The organism is Gemmiger formicilis (assembly GCF_024462815.1).
Taxonomy (GTDB): domain Bacteria; phylum Bacillota; class Clostridia; order Oscillospirales; family Ruminococcaceae; genus Gemmiger.
Genome location: NZ_JANGCG010000093.1, coordinates 1 through 232, shown reverse-complemented (window position 1 = coordinate 232; position 232 = coordinate 1). Strand labels below are relative to the sequence as shown.

At 65.9% G+C, this 232-nt stretch carries 1 protein-coding gene; it reads left to right on the top strand.

Going from position 1 to position 232, the window contains the following annotated elements:
* A partial coding sequence (locus tag NE623_RS14630; RefSeq protein ID WP_256276177.1) for a hypothetical protein occupies window positions 1-232 on the top strand: 232 nt, incomplete at both ends.

Here is a 232-nt window from a genome sequence, read left to right as displayed (position 1 = left end):
GCCCATCCGGGCCACGGTTCTTGTGACGGGTGAGGAGCCGGCGGCCGCCCCCGCACCGGTGGCGGAGGAAAAGCCCGCCGAGGTTTCCACAAAACCCGCCGAGGGTGTTGAAATCTCTGACGAGACTGCCCCGGCCATCGAGAAGGCCGTGGTCGACGAGATGGTCGAGGATGCCGCGCTGGCCCCTCTTGCCGAGGATGAGGTTGAGATTCCGCTGGATATCGCCACTGAC